The sequence below is a fragment of the Pseudomonas sp. GW822-FHT06D10 genome (genome assembly GCF_058799535.1).
The window spans coordinates 235,959-260,020 of the sequence record NZ_JBXALN010000003.1 but is presented as its reverse complement, the minus strand read 5'-3'; the positions used below and the strand labels follow the sequence as shown (position 1 = coordinate 260,020).

The 24,062-nt window shown below is 65.5% G+C and carries 23 protein-coding genes; 8 read left to right on the top strand and 15 right to left on the bottom strand.

Features of this window, described 5'->3' with window-relative positions; translation table 11 throughout:
• Positions 1 to 3: 3 nt before the first annotated feature.
• The 6 genes from metW to AC1RL5_RS11060 all read right to left on the bottom strand — a co-directional run bounded on the left by metW (position 4) and on the right by AC1RL5_RS11060 (position 4,395).
• A complete protein-coding gene (gene metW, locus AC1RL5_RS11085) occupies positions 4 to 624 on the bottom strand; it encodes a methionine biosynthesis protein MetW (protein ID WP_011064017.1) in 621 nt (206 codons plus the stop codon).
• 7 nt (positions 625 to 631) lie between these two features.
• On the bottom strand, positions 632 to 1,771 hold the full coding sequence (metX, locus tag AC1RL5_RS11080) for a homoserine O-succinyltransferase MetX (protein WP_011064016.1): 1,140 nt from the start codon (positions 1,769 to 1,771) through the stop codon (positions 632 to 634).
• Positions 1,772 to 1,934: 163 nt separating this feature from the next.
• Positions 1,935 to 2,228, bottom strand: a complete 294-nt coding sequence (locus AC1RL5_RS11075; RefSeq protein WP_011064015.1) for a DUF167 domain-containing protein — start codon at positions 2,226 to 2,228, stop codon at positions 1,935 to 1,937.
• Positions 2,229 to 2,242: 14 nt separating this feature from the next.
• On the bottom strand, positions 2,243 to 2,833 hold the full coding sequence (locus AC1RL5_RS11070) for a YggT family protein (RefSeq protein WP_011064014.1): 591 nt from the start codon (positions 2,831 to 2,833) through the stop codon (positions 2,243 to 2,245).
• A 10-nt stretch (positions 2,834 to 2,843) separates the two neighbouring features.
• Positions 2,844 to 3,662 carry a pyrroline-5-carboxylate reductase gene (proC, locus tag AC1RL5_RS11065; RefSeq protein WP_492589349.1) on the bottom strand — a complete coding sequence of 273 codons (819 nt, stop codon included), beginning with the start codon at positions 3,660 to 3,662 and terminating at the stop codon, positions 2,844 to 2,846.
• 34 nt (positions 3,663 to 3,696) lie between these two features.
• Positions 3,697 to 4,395: a YggS family pyridoxal phosphate-dependent enzyme gene (locus AC1RL5_RS11060; protein WP_072443580.1), complete on the bottom strand. Its 699-nt coding sequence runs from the start codon at positions 4,393 to 4,395 to the stop codon at positions 3,697 to 3,699.
• A gap of 190 nt (positions 4,396 to 4,585) precedes the next feature.
• On the opposite strand from AC1RL5_RS11060, the gene AC1RL5_RS11055 reads away from it, so the two are divergent.
• Positions 4,586 to 5,620 carry a type IV pilus twitching motility protein PilT gene (locus AC1RL5_RS11055; protein WP_492589350.1) on the top strand — a complete coding sequence of 345 codons (1,035 nt, stop codon included), beginning with the start codon at positions 4,586 to 4,588 and terminating at the stop codon, positions 5,618 to 5,620.
• A gap of 78 nt (positions 5,621 to 5,698) precedes the next feature.
• Here the strand turns inward: AC1RL5_RS11055 and AC1RL5_RS11050 are convergent, their stop codons facing one another.
• On the bottom strand, positions 5,699 to 6,322 hold the full coding sequence (locus AC1RL5_RS11050; RefSeq protein ID WP_011064010.1) for a C40 family peptidase: 624 nt from the start codon (positions 6,320 to 6,322) through the stop codon (positions 5,699 to 5,701).
• A gap of 250 nt (positions 6,323 to 6,572) precedes the next feature.
• Between AC1RL5_RS11050 and AC1RL5_RS11045 the strand changes: the two genes are divergently transcribed.
• Positions 6,573 to 6,992 (top strand): NINE protein, encoded by a 420-nt coding sequence (locus AC1RL5_RS11045; protein WP_011064009.1) that lies wholly within the window; start codon positions 6,573 to 6,575, stop codon positions 6,990 to 6,992.
• Positions 6,993 to 7,119: 127 nt separating this feature from the next.
• On the opposite strand, the gene AC1RL5_RS11040 is transcribed toward AC1RL5_RS11045, so the two are convergent.
• The 7 genes from AC1RL5_RS11040 to gshB all read right to left on the bottom strand — a co-directional run bounded on the left by AC1RL5_RS11040 (position 7,120) and on the right by gshB (position 13,084).
• Positions 7,120 to 8,391 carry a dihydroorotase gene (locus tag AC1RL5_RS11040; RefSeq protein ID WP_011064008.1) on the bottom strand — a complete coding sequence of 424 codons (1,272 nt, stop codon included), beginning with the start codon at positions 8,389 to 8,391 and terminating at the stop codon, positions 7,120 to 7,122.
• Positions 8,388 to 9,392 carry an aspartate carbamoyltransferase catalytic subunit gene (locus tag AC1RL5_RS11035; protein ID WP_011064007.1) on the bottom strand — a complete coding sequence of 335 codons (1,005 nt, stop codon included), beginning with the start codon at positions 9,390 to 9,392 and terminating at the stop codon, positions 8,388 to 8,390. The genes AC1RL5_RS11040 and AC1RL5_RS11035 overlap by 4 nt, the downstream gene beginning before the upstream one ends.
• A 25-nt stretch (positions 9,393 to 9,417) precedes the next feature.
• A complete protein-coding gene (pyrR, locus tag AC1RL5_RS11030; RefSeq protein WP_011064006.1) occupies positions 9,418 to 9,924 on the bottom strand; it encodes a bifunctional pyr operon transcriptional regulator/uracil phosphoribosyltransferase PyrR in 507 nt (168 codons plus the stop codon).
• Positions 9,925 to 10,039: 115 nt separating this feature from the next.
• Positions 10,040 to 10,477, bottom strand: coding sequence for a Holliday junction resolvase RuvX (ruvX, locus tag AC1RL5_RS11025; RefSeq protein WP_207239531.1), 438 nt, complete (start codon positions 10,475 to 10,477; stop codon positions 10,040 to 10,042).
• Positions 10,477 to 11,046: a YqgE/AlgH family protein gene (locus AC1RL5_RS11020; RefSeq protein ID WP_041120245.1), complete on the bottom strand. Its 570-nt coding sequence runs from the start codon at positions 11,044 to 11,046 to the stop codon at positions 10,477 to 10,479. Before AC1RL5_RS11020 ends, ruvX begins: the two co-directional genes overlap by 1 nt.
• 85 nt (positions 11,047 to 11,131) lie before the next feature.
• Positions 11,132 to 12,031, bottom strand: coding sequence for an energy transducer TonB (locus AC1RL5_RS11015; protein ID WP_011064003.1), 900 nt, complete (start codon positions 12,029 to 12,031; stop codon positions 11,132 to 11,134).
• Between the two features lie 99 nt (positions 12,032 to 12,130).
• A complete protein-coding gene (gshB, locus tag AC1RL5_RS11010; RefSeq protein WP_015637364.1) occupies positions 12,131 to 13,084 on the bottom strand; it encodes a glutathione synthase in 954 nt (317 codons plus the stop codon).
• 236 nt (positions 13,085 to 13,320) lie between these two features.
• Here gshB and pilG point away from each other — a divergent pair, with 236 nt between their 5' ends.
• The 6 genes from pilG to AC1RL5_RS10980 all read left to right on the top strand — a co-directional run bounded on the left by pilG (position 13,321) and on the right by AC1RL5_RS10980 (position 23,278).
• Entirely contained in the window at positions 13,321 to 13,725 is a 405-nt protein-coding gene (gene pilG, locus AC1RL5_RS11005) for a twitching motility response regulator PilG (RefSeq protein ID WP_011064001.1), read from the top strand.
• Positions 13,726 to 13,782: 57 nt separating this feature from the next.
• The gene (gene pilH, locus AC1RL5_RS11000) at positions 13,783 to 14,148 is read left to right on the top strand and encodes a twitching motility response regulator PilH (RefSeq protein ID WP_011064000.1); all 366 of its coding nucleotides are present in this window, start codon (positions 13,783 to 13,785) and stop codon (positions 14,146 to 14,148) included.
• A 10-nt stretch (positions 14,149 to 14,158) separates the two neighbouring features.
• Positions 14,159 to 14,698: a chemotaxis protein CheW gene (locus AC1RL5_RS10995; RefSeq protein WP_011063999.1), complete on the top strand. Its 540-nt coding sequence runs from the start codon at positions 14,159 to 14,161 to the stop codon at positions 14,696 to 14,698.
• A 140-nt stretch (positions 14,699 to 14,838) separates the two neighbouring features.
• On the top strand, positions 14,839 to 16,902 hold the full coding sequence (locus AC1RL5_RS10990; protein ID WP_092214975.1) for a methyl-accepting chemotaxis protein: 2,064 nt from the start codon (positions 14,839 to 14,841) through the stop codon (positions 16,900 to 16,902).
• Between the two features lie 24 nt (positions 16,903 to 16,926).
• A complete protein-coding gene (locus AC1RL5_RS10985; protein ID WP_207239532.1) occupies positions 16,927 to 22,836 on the top strand; it encodes an Hpt domain-containing protein in 5,910 nt (1,969 codons plus the stop codon).
• Positions 22,829 to 23,278 (top strand): chemotaxis protein CheW, encoded by a 450-nt coding sequence (locus AC1RL5_RS10980; protein WP_019095284.1) that lies wholly within the window; start codon positions 22,829 to 22,831, stop codon positions 23,276 to 23,278. The genes AC1RL5_RS10985 and AC1RL5_RS10980 overlap by 8 nt, the downstream gene beginning before the upstream one ends.
• Before the next feature lie 72 nt (positions 23,279 to 23,350).
• Here the strand turns inward: AC1RL5_RS10980 and ybiA are convergent, their stop codons facing one another.
• Positions 23,351 to 23,911, bottom strand: coding sequence for a riboflavin biosynthesis intermediates N-glycosidase (gene ybiA / locus AC1RL5_RS10975; protein ID WP_041120239.1), 561 nt, complete (start codon positions 23,909 to 23,911; stop codon positions 23,351 to 23,353).
• Between the last annotated feature and the right edge of the window lie 151 nt (positions 23,912 to 24,062).

Sequence of the window (24,062 nt, the reverse complement as noted above, 5' to 3'; positions counted from 1 at the left end):
GGTTTATACCGCGACCTTGTGATCTTGCAGGCCGGGACTGCTGACGCGGTAGATGCCGATCTCTCCTAAGAGATTAGGCCATAGCTTACTGGCCCACCCATGGCGGTGTTGTTGATCGACGGCAAGGCGGTTGATCACCCGGGCTTGCCGCTCGCGGCACAGTTCTTCGAAGTCCTCGAAGGTGCAGAAGTGGATGTTCGGCGTGTTGTACCAGGTGTACGGGAGGAACTCCGAGACCGGCATCCGCCCCTTGCTGGCCAGGTACCAGCGGCAGCGCCAGTGACCGAAATTGGGGAAGGTGATGATGCACTGGCGGCCGACCCGGAGCATTTCGTCGAGGATCTTGTCCGGGTAGTGCACGGCTTGCAGGGCCTGGGTCATGACCACGATGTCGAAGCTGTTGCTGGCAAAGTTGCCCAGGCCCTTGTCCAGGTCCTGCTCGATCACGTTGATGCCCTTGGCCACGCACTCGGCGATGTTGTCCGGGTCGTTTTCCAGGCCGTAGCCGGTGACTTGCTTGTGTTCCTGCAGCCAGCTCAGCAGCTCGCCGTTACCGCAGCCCAGGTCGAGGACGCGGCTGCCGGCGGGGATCCATTCCTGGATGATTTCCAGATCGGCTCTCATCGTGTCCTCACAAGGTAATGCGGTTCATGTAGTGGCTGAACGCCTGCAGGTAGCGCGGGATCGGGATCAGGAAGGCGTCATGCCCCTGCGGTGCGTCGATCTCCAGGTAGCAGACGTCCTTGCGCGCGGCCATCAATGCATCCACCAGCTCCCGGGAGCGGGCCGGGGAGAAGCGCCAGTCGGTGGTGAAGGACATCACGCAGAACTTGGCGGTGGCATGGGCGAAGGTCTTGGCCAGGTCGTCGTCGCAGTTGGCCGCCGGGTCGAAGTAGTCCAGGGCCTTGGTCATCAGCAGGTAGGTGTTGGCATCGAAACGCCCGGAGAACTCCTCGCCCTGGTAGCGCAGGTAGCTTTCCACCTGGAACTCGACGCTGTGGAAGTCGTAGTTGAGCTTCTCGCTCTTGAGCCCACGGCCGAATTTCTCGCCCATGGAGTCATCGGACAGGTAAGTGATATGGCCCACCATTCGCGCCAGCATCAGCCCGCGCTTGGGGATCACCCCCTGTTCCTGGAACGAGCCGCCGTGGAATTCCGGGTCGGTGAGGATCGCCTGGCGCGCCACTTCGTTGAAGGCGATGTTCTGCGCCGAGAGCTTGGGCGCCGAGGCGATGGCCAGGCAGTGCCGTACACGGTCCGGGTAGGTGATGGTCCATTGCAGGGCCTGCATGCCGCCGAGGCTGCCGCCGATCACTGCAGCCCACTGGCTGATGCCCAGGCGATCCGCCAGGCGCGCCTGGCTGTGTACCCAGTCTTCCACGGTAAGCACCGGGAAGTCGGCGCCGAACGGCTTGCCGGTGTCCGGGTTGAGGCTGCTGGGGCCGGTGGAGCCGTTGCAACCGCCGAGGTTGTTGAGGCTGACCACGAAGAACCTGTTGGTGTCGATCGGCTTGCCCGGGCCGATGCAGCTGTCCCACCAACCGGGCTTGCGGTCGTCGACGCTGTGGTAACCGGCGGCGTGATGATGGCCGGACAGGGCGTGGCAGATCAGCACCGCGTTGCTGGCGCTGGCGTTGAGCTGACCGTAGGTTTCGTAGATCAGGTCGTAGGCCGGCAGCGCACGCCCGCAGGCCAGAGCCAGGGGTTCGCTGAAGTGCGCTATTTGTGGCGTGACCAGACCAACAGAATCGGGGGGAAAGGCAGTTGGCATCGACCCTGCTCTCATTTAAATGAGGCGTAAGTCTAAAGACCGCTGCCCCCAGCGGCAAGCAAAGCCCGGGGCTGTGTTTCGTTGCGGGAAATGACGTGGGAGGTTCGCTGGCAAGCCAGCTCCTGCAGTGAACATGGGGTGCAGGAGCCGGCTTGCCGGCGAATCAGGCGGGGCGAGCCAGCCCCGGCAGGTCCGGCAGCTTCTTCGGCGCTTGCAGGCGCACCCGCTTCTGCCGGTTCAGCTCGCCGCTGACCAGGCTGACGTTGCTCTTGGGAATGCCAAAGGCCTTGGCCAGGAACGCCATCAGGTGCGCATTGGCCTTGCCTTCCACTGGTGGCGCGGTGAGGCGGATCTTCAACCGCTCGCCGTGCAGGCCAGCGAACTCGTCGCTGCTGGCCTTGGGTTGCAGGTGGCAATCGAGGATCAGATCGTCACCGTCCCAGCGGTAATAACTCATGCAGGCCGCCCGGGTCAGATCAGCAGGCGCAGGATGTCCGGCATCATGGTCATGGCCGCCAGGTTGTTGATCACCAGCATGTCCAGCAGCTTGAGCACCATGAATGCCAGGATCGGCGAGATATCCAGGCCGCCCATGCTCGGCAGGATGCGACGGAACGGGGCCAGGGCGGGTTCGCAGATCTGGTTCACCAGTTCGGCGCCGGGGTTGTGGCTGCCAGGGGCGACCCAGGACAGGATCACGCTGATGATCAGGGCGAAGAAGAAGATCTTCAGGAACAGCGCGGTGACGCCGATGATCGACCAGATCAGCAGTTGCAGCGGGTTGCCGGTGGTGCCGTAGGTCAGCAGCAGGGTCAGGGCCATCAGGGCCAGTTGCACCAGGATCGCCAGCAGCAGCGAGGACATGTCCAGGCCGCCGATGCTCGGGATGACCCGGCGCATCGGCTTGAGCAGCGGCTGGGTGGCCCGCACGATGAACTGGCACAGCGGGTTGTAGAAGTTGGCGCGCACCAGTTGCAGGACGAAACGCATCAGCACGATCAGCAGGTACAGGCTGCCCAGGGTTTGCAGCACATACACCGCAGCGGTGTTCAATCCAATCATCATTGGCTCCTTATTGGCCCAGTTGTTCGGCCATTTCGGCCGAGCGGTGCGCAGCGGCACCCAATGCTTTTTCCACCAGGGCTTCAAAGCCACCGGCCTGGAACGACTTGATGGCCGCTTCCGTGGTGCCTGCCGGTGAAGTCACGCGGCGGCGCAGCTCGGCGGCGTCAACGTCACTGGAGACCGCCATGTGGGCGGCGCCCAGGGCGGTCTGCAGAGTCAGCTGGGCGGCGGTTTCCCGGGGCAGGCCGAGCTTCTCGCCAGCGGCGGTCATGGCTTCGATCAGCAGGAAGAAATACGCCGGGCCACTGCCGGAGACGGCAGTCACTGCGTCCAGTTGCTGCTCCTGGTCCAGCCACAGGGCGATACCCACGGCGGACAGCAGCGCCTCGGCCTGCTGGCGTTGCTGGGCGCTGACTTCGGCGGTGGCGTACAGGCCGCTGACACCCTGGCGCAGCAGTGCCGGGGTATTGGGCATGCAGCGCACGATGGGCTGGGCGCCGAGCCAGCTTTTCATGCTCGAACAGGTGATGCCGGCGGCGATGGACACCATCAGCTGTTGCGGCTTCAGGCTCGGGCGCAGGGCTTGGCACACGGCTTTCATGGCCTGGGGCTTGACCGCCAGGACGATCACGTCGACGCCTTCGATGGCCTCGGCGTTATCGGCAAACACCTGGATGCCATGTTCGGCCGCGACTTTCGCGCGGGTCTGCTCGCCCGGGTCGCTGGCGCGGATCTGCGAGGCCTCCAGGCCTTTGGCCCGCAGGCCGCCGATGAGACTGGCCGCCATGTTGCCGGCACCGATAAAAGCGATACGAGTCGTGTTCATGACAGGTCCTTACAAGAGGTCGGGGTCAGTCGCATCAGGACTGACTGTAGTCGCGGGCACCGAACAGCGCGGTACCGATCCGCACCCAGGTGGCGCCTTGGGCAATGGCCGCTTCGAGGTCGTGGCTCATGCCCATGGAAAGGGTATCCAGGGGCAGCTTGAGGCTGTCCCGCAGGTCGTTGTTCAGGCGTTGTACCGCGGCGAAGGCGGCGTCCTGGGCAGTGCGGTCCTCGGTAGGCTCGGGAATCGCCATCAACCCCCGCAGTTGCAGGCGTGGCAAGGCACCGATGGCGCTGGCCAGGGCCGGCAGGTCGGCCGGGGCGCAGCCGGACTTGCTGGCTTCGCCACTGACGTTCACCTGGATGCAGATGTTCAGTGGCGGCAACTCGGCCGGGCGTTGTTCGGACAGGCGTTGGGCGATTTTCAGGCGATCCACGGAGTGCACCCAGTCAAAATGCTCGGCAATGGCACGAGTCTTGTTCGACTGAATGGGGCCGATGAAGTGCCAACTCAAGGGCAGGTCGGCCAGTTCCTGCTGTTTGCCCAGGGCTTCCTGCAGGTAGTTCTCGCCGAAATCCCGCAGGCCGGCGGCATGGGCCTCGCGCAGGGCGGCGGCTGGCTTGGTCTTGCTCACGGCGAGCAGCTGGACGCTGTGCGGGTCGCGCTGTACGGCCTGGCAGGCGTTGCGGATGCGCTCGGCTACTTGGGCAATGTTGTCTGCTATCGTGGACATTCGATTTCATCTCAAAAGTACCGGCGGCCCTGGCCACCGGTTGCCGCGTGAATCCACCAGACCTCGATTCTCCGCCGGCCCGAGCCACGCTCAAGGGTCGCGTCGGGCATCGTCCGCGGCCTGGCCATTGAATCTGCCAGGCGCGGGCGGGTCTGAAGCTCGCGGCATTCTACTGGAATTGGGGGGCACTATGGACATCACCGAACTCTTGCGCTTGAGCGCTTCCCGGGGCGCTTCGGACCTGCATCTGTCCGCCGGGCTGGCGCCGATGTTGCGCATCGATGGCGATATTCGCCCGCTGCCGGGCCCGGCCCTGGAAGGGCTACAGGTGCAGGCGCTGATCCATGAACTGATGAGCGAAGCACAGCGCCAGGCGTTCGCCGCCCGCAATGACCTGGATTTCGCCTATGAACTGCCGGGTGTGGCGCGGTTTCGGGTCAATGCCTTCCGGCACGCCCGGGGCGTCGGTGCGGTGCTGCGCCTGATTCCCGCGCGGGTACAGAGCCTGGAGGAGCTGGGACTGGGGGAAGTGTTTCGGCAGATTACCGAGGCGCCCCGCGGGCTGGTGCTGGTGACCGGGCCCACCGGCAGCGGCAAGTCCACCACACTGGCGGCGATGATCGACCACCTGAACCAGCACCGCCAGCAGCACATCCTGACCATCGAAGACCCTATCGAATTCGTGCATCCGCAGAAGAACTGCCTGGTGCACCAGCGCGAAGTGCAGCGCGATACCCAGAGCTTCGCCACGGCCTTGCGTGCGGCGCTGCGGGAAGATCCCGACGTGATCCTGCTGGGCGAACTGCGGGACCTGGAAACCATCCGCCTGGCCCTGACCGCCGCGGAAACCGGGCACCTGGTACTGGCCACCCTGCACACCTCGTCGGCGGCCAAGACCATCGACCGGCTGGTGGACGTGTTTCCGGGGGAGGAAAAGGCCCTGGTGCGCTCGATGCTGGCCGAGTCGCTGCAGGCAGTGGTCGCGCAAGTGCTGGTGAAGAAGGTGGGCGGTGGCCGGGTAGCGGCGCACGAGATCATGCTGGGCAGCCCGGCGATCCGTAACCTGATCCGCGAGGACAAGGTGGCGCAGATGTATTCGGCGATCCAGACGGGTGGCGCCCAGGGCATGCGCACCCTGGACATGAGCCTCAAGGCATTGCTCGGGCAGGGGTTGATCAGCCGCGATCAGGCGCGGGAGCAGGCGCGGATGCCGGAGAGCTTTTGACGGGGCTGGAAATGCATTCGCCGGCAAGCCGGCTCCTACAGGTGGGTGCAGGAGCCGGCTTGCCGGCGAAGCGGGGTATCAGCGTTGCACGACCCGCAGGGGCGCGTGCTCCTTGGGCAAGACCCGCTTGGCAACCACATAGTGGCTCTGCCAGTAGGGCTTCTTCAGGGTATCGATGGTCACTGCCTTGCCGCGCCGCGGGGCGTGGATGAAGCGGTCTTCGCCCAGGTAGATGGCGACGTGGTTGACCTTGCGGCTCTTGATGTTGAAGAACAGCAGGTCGCCCGGCTTCAGGTCCTTGCGCTCGACCTTCTGCCCGTGGCCGCTGGCCATGGCGTTGGAGGTGCGTGGCAGGTCCACGGCGGCGACATCGTTGAAGGCGTAGCGCACCAGGCCGCTGCAGTCGAAGCCTTTGCTTGGGCTGCTGCCGCCCCAACGATAGGGTGTACCGAGGACATTGACCGCGCGGCTGAGAACCGTGGTGCTCGGCCGGCCGGCGTTGTTGGCCACCAGCTTGCTGTCGGCCTTGCTCAGGCGGGTGGGGTGCTTGATGGTGCTCTTGTTCTTGGCGGTGACCGTCGAAACGTGAGGTTTCGGGGTGTAGCCATTAACGTTGGGAAGTCGTTGCTCACGGTTGGTGGCGTGGGCGGCCAGTGGCATTAATAGGCAAATGGTTAGCCATGTCTTGAAAAATGGACGCATTAGGCAAGGCTCTTATTGGTTAGCGCGCAACTTTATAACAGCTTTCAGGTCACTTCCGTGGCCGTTTGTCGATTCAACCTTGGGGTCAACTTCGGCAAAGAGGTGGCAACTTGACGCAGAAAACCGTCAGAAGTCAGGCAGTACAAGGCTTTGGCGGAACAGAAGGTAACATTGCCCGCACGTCGAATGCCTGTAAAAAAGTCACAAAGTTTTTAAGAATATTTATCTATCACCTGCAAAGAGGCACTTAATGAACACCTATCGTCAGGATGCATCCACCCATGACACCCACAGCAAGGTGATCGGTTACCTGTTGTGGATTTTCGGTTTTACCGGGGCCCACCGCTTCTATTACGGCAAGCCGGTGACCGGGACTATCTGGTTCTTCACCTTCGGTCTGCTGGGCATTGGCTGGCTGATCGACTTGTTCCTGATCCCGTCCATGGACCGGGAAGCGGACCTTCGCTTTACCGCAGGTCCGGTGGAATACAGCGTGGCCTGGATTCTGCTGACCTTCCTCGGGGTTTTCGGCGTGCACCGCATGTACCAGGGCAAATGGCTGAGCGGGGTGATCTACCTGTTCACCGGCGGCCTGTTCTTCCTGGGGGTGCTGTACGACTTCTGGACCCTGAACGATCAGGTATCGCTGGAGAACGCCAAGCGCCGTTGATCCCGTCATCGGCGCAGGCGGTGATGGCGCAGCCTGTAGCCATTGCCGCAGGGCGCCATCAGGAGCTGCGGCTCCTTCGGCGCCGTTCGCAGCCTGCGGCAGCGGCTACAGGGTGTTTGCCAGGCGATCAGCCCTGATAGCTGATATGCCCGTCCACCAGGGTGTAGCGCACCGCGCCCGGCAGGCTATGGCCGAGGAACGGGCAGTTTTCGCCCTTGGACAGCCAGCGCTCGCCGGCCACGGTGGAACTGGCCGGGTCGAACAGCACCAGGTCCGCCGCACCACCGGCTGCCAGCTTGCCTGCCGGCAGGCGCAAGGCCGCGGCGGGGCCGGCACTCAGGCGTGCCAGCAGGGTCGGCAGGTCCAGCAGGCCGTCCTGCACCAGGGTCAGGGCCAGGGGCAGCAACAGCTCGACGCTGCTGATGCCCGGCTCGGTGGCGCCGAACGGCGCCAGCTTGGCGTCCCGCTCATGGGGCTGGTGATGGCTGGAAATGGCTTGCACCACCCCGGACTTCACCGCTTCGCGCAGAGCATCGCGGTCGGCCCGCGAGCGCAGCGGCGGCTGCACGTGGTACAGGCTGGAGAAGTCGATCAGCGCCTCGTCGGTCAGGATCAGCTGGTACAGCGCCACATCGGCGGTGACCGGCAGGCCGCGGGCCTGGGCCTGGGCGATCAGCTCCACGCCGCGGGCGCTGGTCAACTGGCTGAAGTGGGCGCGCACGCCGCTCTGTTCCACCAGCAGCAGGTCCCGGGCCAGGGCCACGGTCTCCGCGCTTTCCGGGATACCCGGCAGGCCGAGGAAGCTGGCGGTGGCGCCTTCGTGGGCCAGGCCGCCTTCGGCCAGGTCGCGGTCCTGGGAGTGGAAGATCACCGTCAGGTCGAAGGTGGCGGCGTATTCCAGGGCGCGGCACAGGGTGCGGGTGCTGCGGAAACCTTCCAGGCCGTTGCCGAAGGCCACGCAACCGGCGTCACGCAATGCGATCAGCTCCGCAAGCTGCTCGCCTTCCAGGCCCTTGCTCAAGGCGCCAATGGGGAACACTTTGCTGTTGCCGGCCTCGCGGGCGCGGTCGAGGATCAGTTCGGCCACCGCCGAGGTGTCCAGTACTGGCTTGGTGCGCGGCGGGCAGCACAGGCTGGTGACGCCCCCGGCGGCTGCGGCGCGGGTTTCGCTGGCAATGCTGCCCTTGCGGCTGTAGCCCGGCTCGCGCAGGGCGACGCTCAGGTCCACCAGGCCGGGTGCGGCCACCAGGCCCTTGGCGTCGATGGTGGTAACGGCATTGAAGCCGCCAGGCGCGGCGCCAATGGCGACGATCTTGCCGGCTTCCAGGTGCAGATCGGTGGTTTGATCCAGGCCGCTGCTTGGATCGATGACGCGGGCGCCGAGAATGCTGAGCTTCACTGGGCGTTCTCCTGCTCGAATTGTCGCTGGGCGGTCTGCCCGCTCATGGCCATGGACAGTACCGCCATGCGCACTGCAATGCCGTAGGTCACCTGGTTGAGGATCACCGAGTGCGGGCCGTCGGCTACCGCCGATTCGATCTCCACGCCGCGGTTGATCGGGCCCGGGTGCATGACGATGGCGTCGGGCTTGGCCCCGGCCAGGCGCGCGGTGGTCAGGCCGAACAGGCGGTAGAACTCGCCTTCGCTGGGCAGCAGGCCGCCCTGCATGCGTTCACGCTGCAGGCGCAGCATGATCACCACGTCCACGTCCTTCAGGCCTTCGGTCATGTCGGTGTAGACCTTGACCCCGTACTGCTCGATGCCGATGGGCAGCAGGGTTTTCGGCGCGATCACGCGGATGTCCGGGCAGCCGAGGGTTTTCAGCGCCAGCATGTTCGAACGCGCCACTCGCGAGTGCAGGATGTCGCCGACGATGGCTACCGAGAGGTTCTCGAAGCCGCCCTTGTGCCGGCGAATGGTCAGCATGTCGAGCATGCCCTGGGTCGGGTGGGCGTGACGGCCGTCGCCGCCGTTGATGATCGCCACTTGCGGGCACACGTGTTCGGCGATGAAGTGCGCGGCGCCGGAATCGCCGTGGCGCACCACGAACATGTCGGCGGCCATGGCTTCCAGGTTGCGCAGGGTGTCCAGCAGGGTTTCACCCTTGCTCGCCGAAGAGGTCGAGACATTCAGGGTGATCACGTCCGCCGACAGCCGCTGGGCGGCCAGTTCGAAGGTGGTGCGGGTTCGGGTGGAGTTCTCGAAGAACACATTGCACACGGTCTTGCCGCGCAGCAGCGGGACTTTTTTCACCGCCCGGGCGCCGACTTCGAGGAACGAGTCGGCGGTGTCGAGGATTTCCGTCAGCAGCTCGCGGTTCAGGCCGTCGAGGGACAGGAAGTGGCGCAGCTGGCCCTGATCGTTGAGCTGCAGCGGGCGCTTGGCGTCTAGAGGCGTCATCGCAATGGACTCTTAAAAGGGCGAGTTAGAGGGCGAGGTCTTGGAGCTCGAGTTGAAGCGGCGCAGGACCGGACAATTTTACCCGCTCGTGGGCGGCCAGCGACAGGGTCGCGCCCACCACATTCGGACGGATCGGCAGTTCAGCGGCGTTCAGGTCCAGCAGGCAGACCAGGGTCACGCTGGCCGGCCGGCCGTAGTCGAACAGTTCGTTGAGGGCGGCGCGGATGGTCCGGCCGCTCATCAGCACGTCGTCGATCAGCACCAGGTGCTGGCCTTCGATCTCGAACGGCAGCTCCGAAGGGCGCACCTGCGGGTGCAGGCCGTTCTGGCTGAAGTCGTCGCGGTAGAAGGACACGTCCAGGGTACCCAGGGGCGAATCGCTGCCCAGGGCTTCCAGCAGGGCCTGGGCCACCCAGACGCCGCCGGTACGGATACCGATGAAGCGTGGCTCGCTGATGGCGCGCTGGGCCAGGTGGGCGTTGAGATCAGCGGCCATCTGGCTGATCAGGGCGGCGGGATTGGGCAGGCTCATGGTGGCTCCTTCGTGGGCTCGCGCCTGCTGCCGGGCAGCTGGGCGCGGGAACTTACGGCTGGTGTTGGGCCAGGAGGCGCGCAGCCCCGGGGCCGCGCATCTTCAGGATGTGGTCTCAGGTGTTCAACAGGCCGGCGTTTTCATCGAGCCAGCCTTGCAGCAGCAGGGCGGCGGCGATGGCGTCCACCGGGTTGTCGCGGTAACTGCCTTTCTGGCCGCCCCGGGCCAGGCGTTCACCCTTGGCCTCGAAGGTGGTCAGGCGTTCGTCGTGGGTATAGAAAGGCACATTGAAGCGGCCGTTCAGGCGCCGGGCGAACTTTTCGGCGCGCGCGCACATTTCGCTGGGGCTGCCGTCCATGTTCAGGGGCAGGCCCACCACCACGGCGTCGGGCTTCCATTCCTTGATCAGGGCTTCCACCTGGTTCCAGTCGGGCACCCCGTTCTGCGCCTTGAGGGTGCACAGCTCCCGGGCCTGGCCGGTGATGGCCTGGCCCACGGCAACGCCGATCTGCTTGGTGCCGTAGTCGAAGCCGAGGATCAGTCGCAGGGCCATCAGGCGTGGCCCGCCTGGCTGGTGAGCAGGCTGAGGTTGACCCCCAGGTGCCGGGCGGCGGCTTCCAGGCGCAGTTCGCTGCTGGTGTTGAACAGGATGTCGGCGTCGAAGGGGCAGGTCAGCCAGGCGTTGTCCGCCAGTTCGGCTTCCAGCTGCCCGGCTTCCCAGCCGGCATAGCCCAGGGCGATCAGGCTCTTGGCCGGGCCCACGCCATCGGCGATGGCGAACAGCACGTCCTGGGACGTGGACAGGGACAGCCCCTCGAGTTCCACCGTGGCCTGGTAGACCGGGCCGTTGGGATGCAGGACGAAGCCGCGATCGGTCTGCACCGGGCCACCGCTGAAAATGGGCACGTGCTGGCACAGCAGGGACGGCTCTTGGTCAGGGCGCAATTGTTCGAGGATATCGGCCAGGTTCAGGTCCTGGGGGCGGTTGATCACCAGGCCCATGGCACCACTGGCGTTGTGCTCGACGATGTAGGTCAAGGTCTGCGCAAAGTTCGGGTCGGCCATATGGGGCATGGCGATCAGGAAATGATGCTTGAGATAGCTTGGGCTGACATTTTTCATGAGCGCTAGTGTGGCGGTGGCGGGCTCGGCTGACAAGCTGGCGATGTGCGGCCATGGCGCTGTCGCGCGGACGATTGCCGGCCGATCAGTTGCTGGAAAGCTTGTCGCCCCGGGCGAAGCGCCAGGTGCGGATGATTTCCAGGCGGTCGATGTCCGACAGGTCGCCGGTAAAGGGTGCGAACGGCGCCGCCAGGCGCACGATGCGCTGGGCCGCCTGGTCCAGCAGCGGTTGCCCGGAGGACTCCAGCACCAGCACTTCATACAGCGAGCCGTCACGGTTGATCGAGACCATCAGCCGCAAGTTGCCGTAGATCTGCTTGCGCCGGGCTTCCTCGGGGTAGTTGAGGTTGCCGATGCGCTCGACCTTCTTGCGCCATTCGTCCTTATACCAGGCGCCCTTGTCGCGCATGGTAGAGGCGGCGCTGAGGCGGTGGATGCGCGGGCGTTTGGCATACAACTGCTGTTCGTTGGCCAGCTCGGCTTCCAGGCTGGAAATCTCGCTGGACAGTTGCGAGCTGTCGAACGTCGGAGTGGGGGCTTTGGGCGTCGGGTCTTTCTTGACCTCTTCACGCTGGGTGACGGTCTTTTTCGGCTTGGGCGCGGTGGTGGCCACGGCGGCCTTGGGGGCGGTGTCCTTGACCTCGGGCTTGACCGAGGGCGGTGGCGTGACCTTCTTCACCGAGTTGTCCTGGAACGGTGCGACTTCGGTGGTTTTCGGAATGGCCTTCTTGTCCAGGGTGCCGCTGCCCTGCTGGTTGTCCTGGGCGAGGAAGTCGGCCTTCTTCGGCTTGGTCTCGCTCTTGAAGGTGGCCAGGGTGATTTCCAGGGTCTTGCTGATGGCCTTGGGCTCGGCGAAAGAAAAACCCAGGCCGAGGATCAGTGCCAGGTGCAGGAGCGCCGCCAGGAACAGGGTAAAACCCAGGCGATCGGCCGCACGCACGCCGCTATGGGCAAGCTCGGGGGGCAGATCGGACGGGAGGCTCATCGGCAGTTCGACATCACAGGAGGCATCACACAACCAACATCACGGTTTCACAGGCGGCGCATGATAACGCAATGTTGGTTTGTGCTTGGTTGTTCTACATCACTTGGCCTTGAGCTTCTGATCGATGGCATCCATCAGCATCGCGCCGATGTTGGTGCCGAAGGCGTTGTCGATTTCACGGATGCAGGTGGGGCTGGTGACGTTGATTTCCGTCAGGTGTTCGCCGATCACGTCGAGGCCGACGAACAGCAGGCCCTTGGCCCGCAGGGTCGGGCCGACCTGGGCGGCGATCCAGCGGTCCTTGTCGCTCAGCGGGCGGGCTTCGCCACGACCGCCGGCCGCCAGGTTGCCGCGGGTTTCACCGGCGGCGGGGATGCGCGCCAGGCAGTAATCCACCGGTTCGCCGTCGATCATCAGGATGCGCTTGTCACCGTCCTTGATCGCCGGCAGGTAGGCCTGGGCCATGATCTGCTGGCTGCCGAGCACGGTCAGGGTTTCCAGGATCACCGACAGGTTCGGATCACCCGCGCGGTGGCGGAAGATCGAGGTGCCGCCCATGCCATCCAGGGGCTTGAGGATCACATCGCCATGCTGGGCCGCGAACTCGCGCAGCACGTCGGCGCGGCGGCTGACCACGGTGGGCGGGGTGCACTGGGGGAACAGCGTGGCAAACAGCTTTTCGTTGCAGTCACGCAGGCTCTGGGGCTTGTTGACCACCAGCACGCCAGCGCTTTCGGCCTGTTCCAGCAGGTAGGTGGAGTAGACGAACTCCATGTCGAAGGGCGGGTCCTTGCGCATCAGGATCACATCCAGATCGCTCAGCGGGCAGTCGATCTCGGCATCCAGCTCGAACCACTTCTGCGGGTTGGCGAACACCTGCAGCGGGCGCATGCGGGCCCGGGCCACGCCGTCGCCCTGGTACAGGTCGCGCTGCTCCATATAGAAGAGGGTCCAGCCGCGCTCCTGGGCGGCCAGCAGCATGGCCAGCGAGCTGTCCTTCTTGTAGGAGATGCTGGCGATAGGGTCCATGACAATCCCGACGCGAACGCTCATGGGTGGATTCCTTTAAGAAAATGAGTGGGAGCGAGGCAAAAAAAGTGGCGTCAGAGTGGCGCTGACAGGGGCCTGGGTCAAGGAAAAACCACTGCCTGGCGTGGTCCATAGATTGCAGGGGGGAGAGTGTGCTAAAAAGGCTCGCAGGCCGGGCCCAAGCCTTGAAGTTCAAGGGTTTCACCCATTGCCCGGCGGTACCGGACCAAATCATTCGCTGGGGCGATGGCAGAGCAGATATGGAACAGCATTCCAACGCCTTGAAGGTGATGGTGATCGACGATTCGAAGACGATTCGCCGCACGGCCGAAATGCTGCTGAAGAACGTCGGTTGCGAGGTCATCACCGCAGTGGACGGCTTCGAAGCCCTGTCGAAGATCGTCGACCATCACCCCGGCATCATCTTCGTCGACATCATGATGCCGCGGCTCGACGGCTATCAGACCTGTGCGCTGGTGAAGAACAACAGCGCGTTCAAGTCCATCCCGGTGATCATGCTGTCTTCCAAGGATGGCCTGTTCGACAAGGCCAAGGGGCGCATCGTCGGCTCCGACCAGTTTTTGACCAAACCCTTCAGCAAGGAAGAACTGCTGAGCGCGATCAAGGCCCATGTCCCGGACTTTGTCGCGCTTGCGCCACAGTAGACACGCACAGCGACGCCCGGCCAGCAGGCCGCGCGCCTATACCGTATGGGGAAGACCATGGCTCGTATTCTGATCGTCGATGACTCGCCGACTGAAATGTACAAACTCACCGGCATGCTGGAAAAGCACGGCCATGAAGTGCTCAAGGCCGAGAACGGTGCCGACGGCGTGGCCCTGGCCCGGGAAGAAAAGCCCGACGCGGTGCTGATGGACATCGTCATGCCCGGCCTCAACGGTTTCCAGGCGACCCGCCAGTTGACCAAGGATGCCGAGACCAGCCATATCCCGGTGATCATCATCACCACCAAGGATCAGGAAACCGACAAGGTCTGGGGCACCCGCCAGGGCGCCAAGGATTACCTGACCAAACCGGTGGACGAAGAGACCCTGATCAAGACCCTGAACAACGTCCTGGCCGGCTGACAGCCGCGCCATGAGCCAATCCCAGACCGCCTTCGAGCTGCTGCTGGAGATCGACCAGCGCTGCCGCTTGCTGGCCGCCGACCTGCCGTCCCAGGAAACCCGCCAGCACAGCTGGAGCGGCATCGGCTTTCGCCTGGGCGAGCATTGGTACGTGGCCGCCATGGGCGAGATCAGCGAAGTCCTGCACGAGCCGCGCTACACCCTGCTGCCCGGGGTCAAGCCCTGGGTCAAGGGCGTAGCCAACCTGCGCGGGCGGCTACTGCCGATCATGGACCTGTGCGGTTTCTTCGGCCATGAGCTGTCGCCCCTGCGCAAGCAGCGGCGGGTCCTGGTGGTGGAGTACAAGGAGCTGTTCGCCGGCCTGCTGGTGGACGAGGTGGCCGGGCTGCAGCACTTTGCCCAGGACAGCCTGGAGCCCGGCATCACCGACTTTGCCGACGCCGCGGTCAACCCCTACCTGCAGGGCCAGTTCCGCCGCGATCAGGTCTGGCAGGTCTTCAGCCCCTTCGCCCTGGCCCGTTCGCCGGGGTTCCTGGAGGTGGCAGCGTGAAGGGCGCCCCGGCGCCTGGGCAACCCGTTGGCCGTGCCACGGGAAGCGCGTGTTTCCCTGGATCAACCCATGCTGCCCCGGCGTTGCGCGCGCCCCGGGCACTCGAATGCGGGACCGCCCGCTCGCCACAGGCCTGATCGATGACCAAAGCCAAAACCGGCAAGCCCCTGGAAGGCTCCCGCAGTCGCTCGCAGATCATCGTGCTGTTCATCGCACTGATCGTGTTCATCATGCTGTTGTTCGCCAACTTCGCTTACCTCAATACCCAGGCCACCTACGACAAACAGTACATCGGCCATGCCGGCGAGCTGCGGGTGCTGTCCCAGCGCATTGCCAAGAACGCCACCGAAGCGGCGGCGGGCAAGGCTGCGGCGTTCAAGCTGCTGGGGGATGCGCGCAACGATTTCGCCCGGCGCTGGGGCTACCTGAAAAAGGGTGACCCGGACACCGGGCTGCCCGGGGCCCCGGTGGCCTTGCGCCAGGAAATGCGCGCGGTGCAGCTGGACTGGGAAAAACTGCTGAAAAACACCGACGCGATCCTCGCCAGCGAGCAGACCGTGCTGTCCCTGCACCAGGTGGCGGCAACCCTGGCGGAAACCGTGCCGCAATTGCAGGTGGAGTATGAAAAGGTCGTCGAGATCCTGCTCCAGCGTGGCGCCCCGGCGGCCCAGGTGGCCATGGCCCAGCGCCAGTCGCTGCTGGCCGAGCGGATTCTCGGTGCGGTCAACACGGTGCTGGCCGGCGACGAAAACGCGGTCCAGGCCGCCGATGCCTTCGGTCGCGATGCCGCGCGCTTCGGCCAGGTGCTCAACGGCATGTTGCAGGGCAACCCGGGGCTGAAGATCAGCCAGGTGGAAGACCCGGATGCCCGGGGGCGGCTGGCGGAGATTTCCGAGTTGTTCGAGTTCGTCTCCGGCTCCGTGGACGAGATCCTCGAAACCTCCCCCGAGCTGTTCCAGGTCCGCGAGTCGGCGAGCAACATCTTCAGCCTGTCCCAGACCCTGCTGGACGAAGCTTCGCTGCTGGCCACCGGCTTCGAGAACCTGGCCGGCAGCCGCAAGCTGGACACCATCGGCGGCTACGTCCTGGGCCTGCTGGCCCTGGCTTCGATCATCCTCATCGGCCTGGTGATGGTGCGCGAGACCAACCGCCAGTTGCGCGAGACTGCAGAGAAGAACGAGCGCAACCAGAACGCGATCATGCGTTTGCTGGACGAGATCGAGGACCTGGCCGACGGCGACCTCACGGTCACCGCCTCGGTGACCGAGGACTTCACCGGCACCATTGCCGACTCCATCAATTATTCCGTCGACCAGCTGCGCGACCTGGTGGCCACCATCAACCTGACCGCCGGCCAGGTGGCCGCCGCGGTGCAGGAAACCCAGGCCACCGCCATGCAGTTGGCCGAAGCCTCGGAACACCAGGCCCAGCAGATTTGCGAAGCCTCCACGGCGATCAACGACATGGCCCAGTCCATCGATCAGGTGTCGGCCAACGCCGCCGAATCCTCGGCGGTGGCCGAGCGCTCGGTGGAAATCGCCAACAAGGGCAACGAGGTGGTGCACAACACCATCCATGGCATGGACAACATCCGCGAACAGATCCAGGACACCGCCAAGCGGATCAAGCGCCTGGGCGAGTCTTCCCAGGAGATCGGCGATATCGTTAGCCTGATCGACGACATTGCCGACCAGACCAACATCCTCGCCCTCAACGCGGCGATCCAGGCCTCCATGGCCGGTGACGCCGGGCGCGGCTTTGCCGTGGTGGCCGACGAGGTGCAGCGGCTGGCGGAACGTTCCTCGGCGGCCACGCGGCAGATCGAGACGCTGGTGCGGGCGATCCAGACCGACACCAACGAGGCGGTGATCTCCATGGAGCAGACCACCACCGAAGTGGTGCGCGGCGCGCGCCTGGCCCAGGACGCCGGGGTGGCCCTGGAAGAGATCGAAGGCGTGTCCAAGACCCTGGCGGCGCTGATCCAGAGCATCTCCAACGCGGCCCAGCAGCAGACCTCTTCGGCCGGGCAGATTTCCCTGACCATGAACGTGATCCAGCAGATCACCTCGCAAACTTCGTCCGGTTCCACCGCCACCGCCGAGAGCATCGGCAACCTGGCGAAGATGGCCAGCCAGCTGCGCCGCTCGGTGTCCGGCTTCACCCTGCCGGCCACCCGGGGCCCGGCCCCGAATGACAACCGCTGACACAAGGTTTTGACTGGAGTGGTTATGGTTGATCGGCACGACTATGTAGCCCTGGAGTGGGTCAAGGGCGAAATTGCCGAGACCCTCAAGCAGGCGCATCAGGCGCTGGAGCATCTGGCGGACGATCCCCAGGCCCTGGAGGCCATCGACCAGTGCCTGGAAGGCATTCACCTGGTCCATGGCAGCCTGCAGATGGTGGAGTTCTACGGCGCCGCGCTGCTGGCTGAAGAAATGGAAAAGCTCGCCCTGGCCCTGCAGCAGGGGCGCGTGGCCCAGCGCGACGAAGCCCTGCGCCTGCTGCGCCAGGCCATCGGCCAGTTGCCCCAGTACCTGGACCGGGTGCAGAGCGCGCGGCGCGACCTGCCGCTGGTTGTGCTGCCGCTGCTCAACGACCTGCGCAGTGCCCGGGGCGAGAGCCTGCTCTCGGAAACCAGCCTGTTCAGTCCGCAACTGCCCAGCCTGCCGCCCCTGAGCGACAAGGCCCTGGCGGCTTTGGAACCCCTGGAATTGCCCAACCAGTTGCGCAAGCTGCGACACATGTTGCAGACCGCCCTGGTGGACCTGCTGCGCGAGCAGGATGACGAGCAGAGCCTGGGCTACATGGCCAAGGTCTTCGAACGCCTGGAAGCCTTGTGCCAGGACGCCCCGCTGGCGCCCTTGTGGCATATCGCCTCGGCCCTGGTGGAAGGCATGCGCCACGACGAGATCGCCAACAGCCCGGCGGTGCGCAGCCTGCTCAAGGATGCCGACAAGGAGCTCAAGCGCCTGCTGGAACAGGGCATGGCCGGGATCAACCGGCCGGCCCCCGATGAATTGCTCAAGAGCCTGCTGTTCTATATCGCCAAGGCGCGCCATCCCACCCCATTGATGCTGACCATGAAAGAACGTTACGGACTGGATGACGCCTTGCCCGACAGCGCAGTGGTGGACGAGGAGCGGGCCCGCCTGGCCGGCCCCGACCGGGATGCCATGCGCTCGGTGCTGACCGCGGTGTGCGATGGCCTGGTGCGGGTCAAGGAACGCCTCGACCTGTTCGTGCGCAGCGACCGCCAGCACACCGATGACCTCGAAGGGCTGCTGTCGCCCCTGCGGCAGATCGCCGACACCCTGGCAGTGCTGGGCTTCGGCCAGCCGCGCAAGGTCATCATCGATCAGTTGGCGGTGGTCCAGAGCCTGGCCCAGGGCCAGCGCGCGCCGGACGACGCGGTGCTGATGGATGTGGCGGGGGCCCTGCTGTACGTGGAAGCGACCCTGGCCGGCATGGCCGGCACCGTGGAGCCCGAAAGCCGTGAGGAAAGCCGCCTGCCCACCACCGACCTGACCCAGATCCACCAGTTGGTGATCCAGGAGGCGCGGGTTTGCCTGCACCAGGCCAAGGACCTGATCGCCGAGTGCATCGAGGCCGACTGGGACGCCGAACACCTGCAGGCGCTGCCCGAGCTGCTGACCCAGGTGCGCGGCGCCCTGGCGATGATCCCGCTGCCCCGCGCGGCGGGGCTGATGCAGGCTTGCCAGCAGTTTGTCGTCGAACACCTGCTGGCGGCCCGTTCCCGGCCCGACTGGCAGCAACTGGACCACCTGGCGGATGTGCTCACCAGCCTGGAGTACTACCTGGAGCGCCTGAGCGAGGACCACGAGGCGCCGGGGGAGAAGATCCTCGATGTGGCCCAGCAGGGCCTGCTCGCCCTGGGCTATGTGCCGGTGGAGCAGGTGCCGTTGCTCGATCAGCCCTTGAGCCCCAGCGAAGCCCTGGTGATGCAGGACCTGCAAGAGCTGGACGATCCCCGGGTGGCGCAGTCCCTGGCGGATGTCCTGGCGGTGCCGGTCTCGGCCCTCAACCCGCCGGCCCTGATCACCCCGGGCAGCCTGTTGCCGCCGCCAGGGGACGAGGAGCCGGTGGACGATGAACTGCGGGAAGTCTTCCTCGAAGAAACCGAGGAAGTGCTGGAGATGCTGCGCGAGTATCTGCCGCGCTGGGCCGCGGCCCCCCATGGCACATCTGCCCTGAGCGAACTGCGCCGGGCCTTCCACACCCTCAAGGGCAGCGGGCGCATGGTGCGCGCGCTGGTGCTGGGGGAGCTGGCCTGGGCGGTGGAAAACCTTCTCAACCGGGTGCTGGAGCACAGCGTGGAGCCCGGTGTCGAAGCCCGGCAACTGGTGGCCGACACCCTGCAACTGTTGCCGGAACTGATTGCCGAGTTCGCCCAGCAGGCCCAGCGCCAGCGCGACGATGTCGACCGCCTGGCCGCCCGGGCCCATGCCCTGGCCAATGGCGCGCAAGGCTCGGCGCCAGTGCCGGCCGAGGCCTTGGACCCGCAGTTGCTGGAGATCTTCCGCACCGAGGCCCAGACCCACCTGGACAGCATCAACCGCTTTCTCGAGCAGGCCGCCGAACACGTACCGCTGCAGGCCAGCGACGAACTGCAACGGGCCCTGCACACCCTCAAGGGCAGCGCCTCCATGGCCGGAGTGCTGCCGATTGCCGAGCTGGCCGGCCCTCTGGACCAATTGGCCCGGGAATACCGGGCGCACTTGATCCCCCTGGACCTGGACGAGGTGGAGCTGCTGCTGGAGGCCGAAGGCCTGCTGCGCCGGGGCCTGCGGCAACTGGACAGCGACCCGCTGGCGCCCATCGATGGCGCCCGCTCCCTGGTGGGCCGCGCCCTGGCCCTGCTGGGGGAGCGCCTGGAAACCCTGCTCAGCGCCCCGGACAGCGCGCCCCGGGCCAAGCGCGACCCGCAGTTGATCAACAACTTCCTGGCCCAGGGCATGGACATCCTGCTGGATGCCGAAAGCCTGCTGCGCCGTTGGCAGCAGCACCCGGGCGAGCGTCAGGAACTCAGCGCCCTGCTGGATGAGTTGACCACCCTGGGCGAGGGCGCGCACCTGGCCGACCTGTACCCGGTGGACGAGCTGTGCGAAGCCTTGCTCGATCTCTATGGCGCGGTGGAAGAGAGCAGCCTGGCCGTCAGCGAGCGTTTCTTCCACGAAGCCGAAAGCGCCCATGATGCCTTGATCAACATGCTCGACGAGCTGGCCGCAGGCCAGGAAGTCAGCCCGCGCCCGGAACGGGTGCAGGCCTTGCGCGAGCTGCTGGATGAAGGTCTGGACCCTTCTGCCACGGGCCTGATCAAGAGCGATGGCAGCCGCGCCCTGAGCATCAGCGAACTGGGCGCGGCCACGGCCCGCCTGGAGCAGGCCGAGGCCCCGATGCAGGCGGACGACGAAATTGTCGAGATCTTCCTCGAAGAGGCGGTGGATATCCTCGAAAGCGCCGACCAGGCCCTGCAGCGCTGGCTGGCCGACCCGGACAATAGCGCGCCACTGTCTTCCCTGCAGCGAGACCTGCACACCCTCAAGGGCGGCGCACGGATGGCCGAAGTGGCCCCGGTGGCGGAACTGGCCCAGGAGCTGGAGTCGCTGTACGAGGGGCTGGTGGACCGGCGCTACAGCCACAGCCAGCACCTGGGCCTGCTGTTGCGCAGCAGCCACGAGCAACTGGCACTGCTGCTGGAACAGTTGCAGGGGCAGCATCCCCTGGACGAATCCCGGGCGCAGATCGAGGCTGTGCGGTCGTACCGGCAGCAGGCCGCCAGCACCGGCGAAGCGGCCCAGGGTACGGTCGAGGAAGACCGCGCGGCCCAGGACCCGGAGCTGCTGGAAATCTTCCTCGAAGAAGGTTTCGACATCATCGACAGCTCTGCCGCGGCCCTGGCCCGTTGGCAGGCCGAGCCCCAGGGTCGCCAGGAAGTGGAAACCCTGCTGCGCGACCTGCACACCCTCAAGGGCGGTGCGCGCATGGTGGAAATCGCCCCCATCGGCGATCTGGCCCATGAACTGGAATTTCTCTTCGAAGGCCTGTCCGCCGGCCTGCTGCAACCCAGCCCGGTGCTGTTCACCCTGTTGCAGAAGAGCCACGACCGCCTGGCCCAGATGCTCGATGCGGCCCGTGCCGGCCAGCCCATCGAGCCGGCCCAGAAGCTCATCGATGCGATCCACGACCTGAGCCATCCGCGGGTAGCGACCGGCGTTGCCGCAGAAGCTGCACTGCCCAGCACCAAGCCCGAGCCCGCTGCGCCCGCGGCGGAAGCGGCAGTGGCGGGGGACATGGTCAAGGTCTCGGCAGAGCTGCTGGACGACCTGGTGAACCTGGCCGGGGAAACCTCGATCTTCCGTGGCCGTATCGAACAACAGGTCAACGATGCGCGCACGGCATTGGGCGAGATGGAAACCACCATCGAGCGCATGCGCGACCAGTTGCGCCGCCTGGACACCGAAACCCAGGGGCGGATTCTCAGCCGCCAGCAGGTGGAGGCCGAGCGCCTGGGCTACGAAGAGTTCGACCCCCTGGAAATGGACCGCCACTCGCAGTTGCAGCAGCTGTCCCGGGCCCTGTTCGAATCGGCTTCGGACCTGCTGGACCTCAAGGAAACCCTGGACCGGCGCAACCACGACGCCGAGAACCTGTTGCAGCAGCAGGGCCGGATCAACACCGAATTACAGGAAGGCCTGATGCGCACGCGCATGGTGCCGTTTGAGCGCATGGTGCCCAGGCTCAAGCGCATCGTCCGCCAGGTGGCCGAAGAGCTGGGCAAGGACGTGGAGTTCGTGGTCGGCAACGCCGAAGGGGAAATGGACCGCAACGTCCTCGAACGCATGGTCGCGCCCCTGGAACACATGCTGCGCAACGCCGTGGACCACGGCCTGGAATCGGCCGAGGCGCGCCTTGCGGCAGGCAAGCCGGCAGAGGGGCGGATCAGCCTGGACCTGTCCCGCGAGGGCGGCGACATGATTTTCGACATGCGCGACGACGGCGCCGGGGTGCCCCTGGAAGCCGTGCGCAAAAAAGCCATCAAGCGCGGCCTGCTGGACCCCGAGGCGCAGCTCAGCGACCGCGAAGTGCTGCAATTCATCATGCAGCCGGGGTTTTCCACCGCCGAGAAGATCACTCAGATTTCCGGGCGCGGGGTGGGCATGGACGTGGTCCATGAAGAGGTGCGCCAGTTGGGCGGCAGCATGAGCATCGACTCGGTTGCCGGCCAGGGCGTGCATTTTCGCATTCGCCTGCCGTTCACCGTGTCGGTCAACCGCGCGCTGATGGTGCAGTGCGCCGACGAGCAGTACGCGATTCCGCTGAATACCGTGGAGGGCATTGTCCGGGTGCTGCCCGCAGAGCTGGACGGCTACTACCAGCTCGACCCACCGCGCTATGAGTACGCCGGCCAGTCTTATCAGCTGTGCTACCTGGGGGAGCTGCTGCACACCGTGCCCCGGCCGAAGCTGCTGGGCCAGGTGCAGCCGCTGCCGGTGCTGCTGGTGCACTGCAACGAGCAGCGCATCGCGGTGCAGGTGGATGCCACCGCCGGTACCCGGGAAATCGTGGTCAAGAGCCTGGGGCCGCAGTTCGCCGCGGTCCAGGGGCTGTCCGGGGCGACGATTCTTGGCGATGGTCGGGTGGTGCTGATTCTCGATTTGCTGGCGCATATCCGCGCCTTGCAGGCCCAGGCACCGCTGCCGCGCCTGGCGGGCGACGAGCCGGCCAGCGAGGTGCAACCGCCGCGACCGATGCTGGTGCTGGTGGTGGACGACTCGGTCACGGTGCGCAAGGTCACCAGCCGCCTGCTGGAGCGCCACGGCATGAATGTGCTCACCGCCAAGGATGGGGTCGACGCCATGGCGCTGCTGGCCGAGCACACCCCGGACCTGATGCTGCTGGACATCGAAATGCCGCGCATGGATGGCTTCGAGGTAGCGATCCAGGTACGCAACGACCCGCGCCTGCAACACCTGCCGATCATCATGATCACCTCCCGCACCGGCCAGAAACACCGCGACCGGGCCATGGCCATCGGCGTCAACGACTACCTCGGCAAGCCCTATCAAGAGTCGGTGCTGCTGGAAAGCATCGCCCTGTGGAGTAAGACCCATGCTTGATCACCGCGCCAGCACTCTCACCGGGCTGCTGCTGCCCCTGGCCGACCGTACCCTGATCCTGCCCAACGTGGCCGTGGCCGAGCTGATCGACTATCAGCAGGGCACCTTCGACCTGGATTCACCGCCCTGGTACCTGGGCCGGGTGCTGTGGCGCGAGCGGCGGATTCCGCTGATCAGCTTCGAGTCGGCCTGCGGTGGCAGGACCGTGATTGGCGAGCGGGCGCGGATCGTCGTGCTCAATGCCCTGGGCGGTCGCCCGGAGCTGAAGTTCATGGCCCTGCTGGTGCAGGGCATTCCCCGCTCCTGCAAGCTCGACAGCCAGTTGAGCTATGTCGACGTGCCCCTGGCTGCGCTGGAAAAGGCCGCGGTGCAGGTGGCCGAGCAGGTGGCCAAGGTGCCGGACCTGCTGGCCCTGGAAGAGCTGCTGGTGGCGGGGCTCTAGGTCTCTTGGCCGGCAAGCCGGCCGCTACACAACACCGCCGGTAGGAGCTGGCTTGCCAGCGAAGGCAGCCCCTCAGCCAATGCGCAACCTGTCCCGCACCTCCATCAGCGCATAGCCCAGCAGATTCAGGCCGCGCCACTGTTCCGGCCGGCTGGCCCTGGCGTCCTCTGCCGCCAGGCCGATGCCCCAGATCCGGTCCACCGGGCTGGCTTCCACCAGTACCTGGTCGCCTGTGGACAGCAGGTATTCACCCAGCGCCTGATGTTGGCTGAACTTGGCCAGGTTGCCCTGCACCACGATATCCAGGCGTGCTTCGGTCCAGCGGGCGTCATCGAAGCCGCGCACCTCGCGACCCAGTTGCTTCACGTCGGCGGGCGTCACGGCCTTGAGGATCCGCCCGTGGGTTTCCTGGTCGCCGAACAGCAGGGCCTTGCCGGCCATCATGAAATGCTCGGCGCTGGGGTACTGAATGCCATCGAGTTCCAGACCTGCGTCGAACCACTGGCTGAAACAGCTCTGGGAGATGCGTCCGTCCCGGGTGGGCTGGTGCCCCCAGAACATCAGGTAGTCGGGCTTCAGGCCATGCTTGAGCTGCTCCAGCAGCGCCTGGTTCGAGCGAATCGGTGTGTCCATGCTGACTCTCATCTTGGTCTGCCCAGGCCGCTCATGGGCTGGTACGGCGGGCATTGTGTACCGAGAGAGCATGAGAGTGCCATGGCTCCCAAATCATTACGCTGAGCGTAACGATCTAACGCCGCGCTTGATTGATGCCCCCCGTTTTCAC